This is a genomic window from Ramlibacter sp., from assembly GCF_013697775.1.
GTDB lineage: Bacteria > Pseudomonadota > Gammaproteobacteria > Burkholderiales > Burkholderiaceae_C > Ramlibacter.
On record NZ_JACCWG010000369.1, the window covers coordinates 1 to 10,091 of the forward strand.

Annotated in this window: 3 protein-coding genes; all 3 read right to left on the reverse strand. The window is 70.9% G+C overall.

Annotation, left to right across the window (positions count from 1 at the left end; translation table 11 throughout):
- On the reverse strand, positions 1 to 5,834 hold a 5,834-nt coding region (locus H0U68_RS18590; protein WP_296358301.1), incomplete at its 3' end, for a non-ribosomal peptide synthetase.
- Between the two features lie 40 nt (positions 5,835 to 5,874).
- Complete coding sequence (locus tag H0U68_RS18595) at positions 5,875 to 6,588, reverse strand: cupin domain-containing protein (protein WP_296358303.1); 714 nt, start codon at positions 6,586 to 6,588, stop codon at positions 5,875 to 5,877.
- Between the two features lie 38 nt (positions 6,589 to 6,626).
- A partial coding sequence (locus H0U68_RS18600) for a condensation domain-containing protein (protein ID WP_296358305.1) occupies positions 6,627 to 10,091 on the reverse strand: 3,465 nt, incomplete at its 5' end.

Below are 10,091 nucleotides of genomic sequence, written 5' to 3' on the forward strand. Positions count from 1 at the left end.
GCGTTGCCCAGGGGCCGACCCACCATCTGGCGCGGCGCCGGCCCGTGCCCCAGCAGGTACGCGGCGCAGATGATGGCCGCTTCCGTGGGGCCGTAGAGCACGCGCACCTGCGCCGCCGGAAACACCGCGCGCATCTCCTCCAGCAGGTCGGGCGCGACCGCGTCGCCGCCCACGAACACGCGCCGCATTCCGTGCAGCGCGCCCGCCGGCGTGCCGCGCACTTCCTGCGCGATCCGCCGCATCAGCGCCGGCACGGCATGCAGCACCGTGCATTCGGAAAGACCGTCCACCAGCGCCGGCACGTCCAGCACCTGCTCGCGCGTGACCAGCCGCACGCTGCCGCCGGCCAGCAGCGGAAGGAGTGTCTCGAAAAGCCAGATGTCGAAGGCGAAGCTGGCCATCGACGGGGCGCGGTCCGTGGGACCGAAGCCGAATGCCTCGCGCGCCGTCGCCAGCGTGGCGGCCAGGCTGCGGTGCTCCACGCGCACGCCCTTGGGCCGGCCGGTGGAGCCGGAGGTGTAGATCACGTAAGCCAGGTGGTGCGGCTGCACCGTGTCGGCGGGCGTGTGTGTGGGTTGCCCTGCCACCTGCGCCTGCCAGTCGCTGTCCAGGCAGAGCACAAATGGCACCGTTCGGGCTGAACTTGTCGAAGCCCCTGCCGATGGCCGCCCTTCGACAAGCTCAGGGCGAATGGCGGAAGTCGTGAGCAAGATCGCCGGCGCCGCGTCGGCCAGCATGTAGTCCAGCCTGTCTTTGGGGTAGGCGGGGTCCAGCGGCACATAGGCGCCGCCGGCCTTCAGCACCGCCAGGACAGCCAGCACCATCTCCGGGCCGCGCTCCGCGCAGATGCCCACCAGCAGCTCCGGGCCGACCCCGAGTGCGCACAACGCGTGCGCCAGCTGGTTTGAACGCGCGTCCAGTTGCGCATACGTGAGTTGCCCGCCTTCATGCACCAGCGCCACCGCATCGGGACTGCTGCGCGCCTGTTCCTCGAACAATTTGTGGATCGCCTGGCCTTCGGAGTGCGGCGCCGCGCCGTTCCAGTCCACCAGCACCTGCCTGCGATCCGGCCCGGCCAGCACGTCCAGTTCATTCGCCAGAATGCGCGGGCCGCTGTCCAGCGCATCCACGATGCCTGCGAGCACGGTCTCGACCAGGCGGCAGACATACGCAGCATCCACCGGCGGCTGCACCTGCACGGTTAGCAGGAACTCCTCGTCGCCCAGGTTGTCGATGGCGAGGTTCAGCGGATAGTTGGTCCGCTCCTGGCCGGTCAGGCGGCTGATGCCGAGTTGTTCGGCCACCATCTCGCCCGACGCCGTGCGCGTGGGCGCGTACCGGTAATTCAGCAAGGACGTGAACAGCGGCGCGCCCGCGGGCAGCCGGCTGCAGCGCTGGGCCAGCGCCAGCGACGCGTGCTCGTGCGCCACCAGGCCCGACAGCACCGCATGCGCGTGCCGCAGCGCGTCCCGCACGTTGGCGCGCCGCAGGTTGACGCGGAACGGCAGCGTGTTGACAAACAGTCCCACCGCCCGGTCCGAGCCGGCCTGCCCCGCCATGCGTCCGAACAGCACGGTGCCGAACACCGCGTCGCTCACGTCGGCCTTGCTGCTGGCGCGCGCAAGCACCAGCGCCCAGGCCAGGTGGAACAGGCTGGCCGCGCTGACCTGGGCCGTGCGCGCGGCCTCGCGGATGCGCGCCGCCAGCGCGCCGGGCAGCGCCGCGGTGTGCTCGCGCGACGACAGCCCGTCGCCCTGCACGTCCTGCAGGTCGAACGGCACGGTGGGCTCTTCCACGTCGCCCAGCAGCCGCGTGAAGAACGTCTCGTGATCACTCTGGCCGCGTTCGCGGCGCGCCTGCGCCACCAGGTTGCGGAACGGCAGCGGCGGCGGCAAGGCGTCGGCGCGGCCCAGCAGCAGCGAGGCCGCCTCCTCCATCACCACTTCCAAGGTCACGTGGTCGCTGACGAGGTGGTGCACCAGGATCAGCAGCACCCAGCGCGACTGCGCTTCGTCTTTCGCGAAGAACAGCCTGAGCAGCGGCGCCCGCCGCACGTCCATGCGGAAGTTCTTTTGGTCGAACCGCGCGTGCAGCTGGCCCGCCACGTCGCCGTTCGCCGGGTCCAGCGCCACCTGCTCCATCGACACGGCTACGTCACGCAGCACCACCTGCACCGGCTCGCGCAAGCCTTCCCACAGCACCACGCTGCGCAGGATGTCGTGCCGCTGCACCACCTGCTGCAGCGCCGCGCCGATGGCGTCCAGCTGCTCGCGCGTGCGCACGGTGAAGGCCGACGAGAGGATGTAGGGATCGTTGGCCGGGTCCAGCAGGTGGTGGAAAAGAATGCCCTCCTGCAACGGCGCCAGCGGATAGATGTCCTGCACGTTGCGCACTCCGCCCTGCACCGCACCGGTGACGGTGTCGATCTCCGCCTGGGTGAGCTCCACCAGGGGCAGCATGCTGGGTGCGATGGCCTGGGCACCGGGCGCGATGCCGTTCGGCGGCACGTCCACGGCCTGCGCCTCGCCGCCCTGTTCCACCAGCCTGGCCAGGTCGGCCAGCGTCGGCGATGCGAACAGGCTGCGCACGTCGGCCGCGAACCCCTGCTCGCGCAGCTGCGTGACCAGGGTCAGCGCCAGCAGCGAATGGCCGCCCAGCGCGAAGAAGTTGTCGTGCAGGCCAACCCGCTCCACCTTGAGCACGTCGGCCCAGATGCCGGCGAGCTGCCGCTGCACCGGCGTTTCGGGCTCCACGTAGGCGGTGCCCAGCTGGCGCTCTCCGCTGGGAGAAGGCAGCGCCTTCCTGTCCACCTTGCCGTTGGGCGTGAGCGGCAGGCGCGGCAGCACCATGAAGGTGTTGGGCACCATGTACTCGGGCAGCTTGGACCGAAGCAGCTGCCGCAGCGCCTCGGCGTCCAGCCCGTCCTGCCGGCCCACCACATAGGCGACCAGCCGCTGGTCTCCCGGTGTGTCCTCGCGCACCGCCACCACTGCATCGGCCACGCGCGCGTCGCGCTGCAGCACACTTTCGATCTCGCCCAGCTCGATGCGGAAACCGCGCAGCTTCACCTGGTGGTCGATGCGGCCCAGATAGTCCAGCGTACCGTCGCGCCGATGGCGCGCCAGGTCGCCGGTGCGGTACATGCGCGCGCCGGCGAATCCGAACGGATCGGGCAGAAAGCGCTCGGCGGTGAGGTCCGGGCGGTGCAGGTAGCCGCGCGCCAAGCCGTCGCCGGCCATGTACAGCTCGCCGGCAATGCCGGCGGAAACCGGATTCAGCGCGGCGTCCAGCAGGTAGGCCTGCGAGTTCGCGATGGGCCGGCCGATCGGCACCGGGCCGTCGAGGTCCCGGGGCATCAGGGCCCAGGTGGAATACGTGGTGTCTTCCGACGGGCCGTACAGGTTGTAGATGCGCTCGACCTGCGTGCTCGCGTGCACCTGCCGCACCAGCTGCAGCGGCAAGGGCTCGCCCGCCACGTTGAGAACCTTGACGCTGGCCGGGATGGCGCCGCTGCGTTCCAGCTGCGCCGCCACCGAGGGCACGGTGTTGATCAGGGTCAGCGGCGCCGACGCCGCCCTGGAGCCCTGCATCAGCGCCAGCGCGTCGGGCACCATCCACACCGTGCCGCCGCAGGCCAGCGGCGCGAAAATCTCGAACACCGAGATGTCGAAGTTCAGCGAGGTGCTGGCCAGCACATGCCGCAGCGCATCGGCGTCGAACACCTGGCGCACCCAGGCCATGAAGGCGCTCACCGCCCCGTGGCGCACGCTCACGCCCTTGGGCCGGCCGGTGGAGCCGGAGGTGTAGATGACGTGCGACAGGTTCTCGGGAAGAACGCGGCTTTGCGGGTTGTGCGCCGGCTGGTCCACCAACCGCGCGTCCAGGGCCGCGATCACCAGCCGCGGCTTCGCCTCGTCGACGATCACCTGGATGCGGTCCGCCGGGTAGTTCGGGTCCAGCGGCAGGTAGGCGCCGCCCGCCTTCAGGATGCCGAGCAGCGCCACCAGTACGTCCAGGCCGCGCTCCATCCGCACGCCGACCAGCACGTCCGGCCCCACGCCTTGCGCGCGCAGCCAGTGCGCCAGCCGGTTGGCCCGCGCGTTCAGGTCTGCATAGGTGAGCGAAGCATCCTCGAACGCCACCGCAATCGCATCCGGCGTGCGCTCCACCTGGCGCTCCACCAGCTGCGCCACGGTGACATCGTGTTCGTACGGCAGCTGCGTGTCGTTCCATTCGACCAGCACCCGGTGGCGTTCCGCGGCGTCCAGCAGCACGAACGCCGACAGCGCGCGGTCCGGCTCGGCTGCCACGCCTTCGAGCAGCTTGCGGTACTGACCAGCAAAGCGCGCGATGGTGTCCGGCTCGAACAGATCGCTGGCGTACTCGATCATGCCGGCCAGGCCGTCGGCGCCCTCGTCCATCAGGAACAGCGACAGGTCCAGTTTGGATGCGCCCGAGGCGACCGCGTCGCGCTCCAGCCGCGCGATGCGCAGGCCCGGCAGCAGCAGCTCCTGCTCCGCGTAGTTCTGCAGCGCCAGCTGCACCTGGAACACGGGCGGGCGCGAGCGGTTGCGCACCGGCCGCAGCTCCTCCACCAGCTTTTCGAAGGGCAGGTGCTGGTGCGCGAAGGCATCCAGTGCCGTCTCTTTCACCCGGCCCAGCAGCTCCCGGAAACTCGGTTCGCCCGCGAGGTCGGTGCGCAGCGCCAGCATGTTGACGAAAAAGCCGATCAGGCCTTCGGTGGCGCGGTGCGTGCGCCCGGCCACAGGCGTTCCGACCACGATGTCCTGCTGCCCGCTCCAGCGCGCCAGCCGGGATTGGAACGCGGCCATCAGCACCATGAACAGCGTCGCGCCTTCGGCCTGCGCGAGCGCCTGCAGCGTGTCGACCAGCGGCTTGGGCAGCGCGAAGGCGAAGGTGTCGCCACGAAAGGCCTGCTCCGGCGGGCGCGGATGGTCCAGCGGCAAATCCAGCGCCGGCGGCGCGCCCGCCAGCCGCTTCTTCCAGTAGTCCATCTGCCGGCGCAGCGCATCGCCCTGCAGCCAGCCGCGCTGCCACAACGCGTAGTCGGCGTACTGCACCGAAAGGTCCGGCAGGGGCGACGGCTTGCCCTGCGCATAGGCAGCGTAGAGCGCACCCAGCTCGGGCACCAGCACACCCAGCGACCAGCCGTCCGACACGATGTGGTGCATCACCACAACCGCGATGTGCTCCTGCGGGCCCAGCCGCACCAGCAGCGCGCGGAACAGCGGCCCGCGCGCCAGGTCGAACAGCGGGTGCACGAAGGCGCGCGCGCGGTCCTGCGCGGCACGCTCGCGGGTGGCGCCCTCCGGCACGCCGGACAGGTCGGCCCGTTCGAGCACGAAGCTCTCCGGCCCATCGACCACCTGCGTGGCTGTCTGGCCGGTTGGCGAGGGAACGAATCGCGTGCGCAAGGCTTCGTGGCGGCGCACGATCTCGCCCAGCGCGCGCGCAAAAGCAGCTTCGTCCAGGTCGCCGCTCAGGCGCAGCCCGCTTGCGATGTGGTACGCCGTGCCCAGGTGCTCCAGTTGGTCCAGCAGCCACAGCCGCTCCTGGGCGAACGACAGCGGCACCTGCGCGGGGCGCGGCTGCGCGGCGGCCAACGGCGGGATGCGCGCGTTGCCGCCGGCTTCGCGCAGGAAGGCCACCACCTCGGGCTTCAACGCGCGCAGCCGGGCGATCCGCTCGGGCGTCATCGCGCCCTTGGGGGCCTGGAAGCGCAGTTCGCCGTTCTCCAGCCACAGCCGCACCGCGTCGCGGCGGAGCTCCTCGATCAACAGCTGCACCGCGATCGCCGCGTCATTGCTTCCCACGTCTCGTTCCCTTGTCCCGGCCTGGCTTACTTGGTGCGGCTCACTTCGTTCGAATATCGGCGATCTGGCTGGCCGACACGCCGCCCACGATGGTGCGGTTGATCATCGGGTGCGTCTCGTGCGTCGGGCCGAAGTCGCTGTCCGGGTGGTAGGCCACCACCGCCATCTCCGAGTCCGTGGTGCGGAATCCGTGCGGGCCTTCGGCGTGGATGATGAACACCCGACCCGGGGTCAGCGGAATGCTGCCCTTGGGCGTGATGCACTCGCCGCGCCCGCGGATCACCATGCCCACGCGCATGGACGGATGCGTGTGCTGCGTCTGGTCCACGCCCGGCGGAAAGTACAGCAGGTTGAAGCAGGCGTCGCCCATCATCACCGGCGGGATCAACAGCGAATCGGTGCAGCCGTCGATGTACTTCAGCCGTCCGCGTTCCTCCACCGGCCCGCCGATCTGGAAGAAGCCGTCGTAGTCCAGGCGCGACGCCGCGATACCGCGGCCGTTGCCGCGCACCGTGGTCTCGCCCGGCGCGGAGAAGTACATGCCGGCGCCCAGCGTGAAGGTGCCGGCGGCATGCTCCACCATCAGGGTGCCGTCGTAGACGTAGCCGAAGTGCGTGGCGCCGGCGGGCAAGGTCAGCGGCTGCTCCGACAGGCCCCACAGCTGGGTCGGGTAGCCGTCGTCGCGCAGGTCGCACAGCAGGCCGTGGGCCAGCGGGTACGGAGTGAAGCTGGGTCGTTCGATGGTTGCTTGCATGGTGTCGTTGGCTTCCAGGGGGTGGTTGATTGTCGGGCTCAGATGACGCCCATTTCTTCGTCGTCGCTCGCGTCCTGCGCCTGCTCGGGCGGCTCGGCCCCGGTCCATTGCAGGTTGGCGATGAGCCGGGCGAGCGCTTCCAGGGTGCGCGTCTCGAACAGGGTGCGCAGCGGCAGGTCCACGCCGAACACCTCGCGCAGCCGCGCCACCATCAAGGTGGCCAGCAGCGAGTGGCCGCCCAGCGCGAAGAAGTTGTCCTGCACGCCCACGCGCTCCACGCCCAGCACCTCGGACCAGATGGCCGCCAGGCTCTGTTCCTCGGGCGTGCGCGGCGCGATGTACTCGGCGGCGGCCATGCCCGGCGCGGGCAGCGCCTTCCAGTCGATGCCGCCGCGCGGGGTGCGCGGCATGCGCTCGAGCGGCAGCACCATGGCCGGGAGCATGTGCGCGGGCAGGCGCGTGGCGAGTGCGTCGTGCCAGCCGGCGGCAAGTTCGTTGGTGGCGCCGATCGCCGGCACTACGTAGCCGATCAGCTGCCGCCGGCCTTGTTCGTCGGCGTGCGCCACCACGGTGGCTTCGGCGATGGCGGGGTGCGATGCCAGCGCGGCCTCGATCTCGGCGAATTCGACGCTGCGCCCCTGCACCTGCGTGCGGCGCGGACGATCCGGCATGTCGAGCGAACCGTCCATGCGCCAGCGTGCCAGTTCGCCGGTGCGATACAGGCGCTCGCCAGTGGCAAAGGGCGAGGCGATGAAGTCGCGCGCCGTCGCCTCGGCGCGGCCGGCATAGCCCGCCGCCCAGTCGCCGCCGACCACCAGTTCGCCGTAGACGCCGGGCGGCACCGGCTGCAGGCGGTGGTCCAGCACGTAGGCGCGGGTGTCGACGCCGGGGCGGCCGTAGGGCGCGAGGTTGTCATCGTCCTCGTCCACCGTACCTGTGAGCAAGTCGAGCAAGGCTTGTGGTCCGCCCTCGCCCAGCCGCTTGGCCAGGCCGCCGTGCGTCAGCACCGCCAGCACCGGCGCGCCGGTGCTGTCCGAGGTGCGAAGCAGGCAGGCGGGCTGCGCTGCATCGGTGCTCACATCCAGCGGCGTGCCGGGCATCGATGCGATGCGTTCGGCGTCCTGCGTGGTTTCCAGCACCAGCGACACGCCGGCTGCAGCCAGCAGGTCCTGCCGGCGCTGTGGCGGGTCCGCGGGGTCGAGCGGCAGACAGGCGGCGCCGGCTTTCAGGACGCCGAGCACGGCGGCCAGGGTGTCGGGCGCGTCGTGCATCACAACGCCGACAACGCTTCCATGCCGCACGCCCTGCGCCGCCAAGTGCCGCGCGACGCGGTTGGATGCAGCCTCGAGCGCGGCATCGCCGGCGGACAGCTGCGCAAGCGGCACCGTGACCGCCACGGCCGCCGGCCCGCTGCGCGCCTCGATCAGGCGGCGCTCTGCGTCGCCCAGCAGCGGCACCGTGTCCAGCGGCCGGTCCGGCTGCGTGGCGGCGGTCTGCAGCAGCGCGACGTAGTGCGCAGCGAAGCGCTCGATGGTGCCGGCGTCGAACAGGTCGGTGGCGTATTCGAACTGGCAGGCGACGTCGTCGCCCTCGCCCATCAGCCGCAGCATCAGCTCGAAACGCGCCGCCACCTCCTCGCTGGAGGGGAACTCGGTGCGCAGGCCCGGCAGGTCCAGGCCGGCCGGCTGGTTCTCGGCCAGGAACGAGTTGATCATCACCTGGAACACCGGCGGGCGCGACAGGTCGCGCACCGGATTCAGTTCCTCCACCAGTTTTTCGAACGGCAGGTCCTGGTGCGCATAGGCCTCCAGCGCGGTTTCCCTGGCGCGCGCCAGCAGCGCGCGGAAAGACGGCTCGCCCGACACGTCGGTGCGCAGCATCAGCATGTTGACGAAAAAGCCGATCAGCCCTTCGGTGCGCTGGTCGGTGCGCCCGGCGACAGGCGTTCCGATCACGATGTCCTGCTGCCCGCTCCAGCGCGCCAGCAGGTGCTGGAACGCGGCCAGCAGCACCATGAACAGCGTCGCGCCCTCGGCGCGCGCCAGCGCCAGCAGTTGCCGCACCAGCGGCTTGGGCAGCTCGATCGGCACCCGCGCGCCGCGGAAGCTCTGCACCGGCGGGCGCGCGTGGTCCAGCGGCAGGTCCAGCGTGGCGGGCGCGCCGCGCAGCCGCTGGCTCCAGTAGCCCACCTGCCGCTGCAGCGCCTCGCCCTGCAGCCAGCCACGCTGCCACAGCGCGTAGTCGGCGTACTGCACGGACAGCTCGGGCAGCGGCGATTCGCGGCCCTGCACATACGCGGTGTACAGCGCGCCAAGCTCGCCGATCAGCACGCCCAGCGACCAGCCGTCCGACACGATGTGGTGCATCACCACCACGGCCACGTGCTCCTCGGGCGCGAGACGCAGCAAGGTGGCGTGGAACAGCCGGCCGGCGGCCAGGTCGAAGCGGCGCGATGCGGCCTTGTGCATGGCGCGCGTCGCGTCGGCGTCTCGCGCGGCGGGGTCCAGCGCCGACAGGTCAATGCGCTCCAGCGCGAAGCGCCCTGGCTTGTCGATGACCTGCGCGATGGTTTCGTCATCGGCATCGAAGCGCGTGCGCAGCGCCTCGTGGCGCCGCACGATCTCGGCCAGCGCGCGCTCGAAGGCCACCACGTTTAGCGCGCCGATGAAGCGCACCGCCCCGGTGATGTTGTAGGCCGAGCCCATGGACTCGATCTGCTCCAGCAGCCACAGCCGCTCCTGCGCATACGACAGCGGCAGGCGCGCGGGGCGCTTTTGCAGGGTGAGCGGCGGTATGGCCAGGCCGGCGCCTTCGCGCTGGGCGGCATCGACCTGCGCGCCCAGCGCGGCCAAATCCGGCGCCTGGAACAGCATGCGCAGCGACAGCTCCACGCCCAGAGTTTCGCGCAGCCGCGCCACCACCTGCGTGGCGAGAAGCGAATGCCCGCCCAGCTCGAAGAAGTTGTCCTGCGCGCCCACGCGCGGCACCTGCAGCACCTCGGCCCAGATGGCGGCCACGGCCTGCTCGGTCGGCGTCCGCGGGGCCACGTGGGCACGCTCCTCGCCGTCCCTGTCCGGTGCCGGCAGCGCCTTGCGGTCGGTCTTGCCGTTGGGCGTGAGCGGCAGGCTGTCCAGCAGCACGATGTGCGAGGGCAGCATGTAGTGCGGCAAGGTCCGTTGCAGAGCCGTGCGCAGAGAGGCTGCGTCCCGCGCTTCGGGCGCGCAGACTGCGTAGGCGACCAGGCGCTTGTCGCCGGGCTTGTCTTCGCGGGCCATGACCAGGGCCTGCTTCACGCCCGGTACCGCAGCCAGTGCCGCCTCGATCTCGCCCAGCTCGATGCGGTAGCCGCGCACCTTCACCTGCTCGTCCAGGCGGCCCAGGTATTCCAGGGTGCCATCGGGCAACAGGCGGGCCGCATCGCCGGTCTTGTACATGCGCTCACCGGGTGCGCCGTGGGGGTTGAGGATGAAACGCTCGGCTGTGAGCTCGGGCTGTCCCAGGTA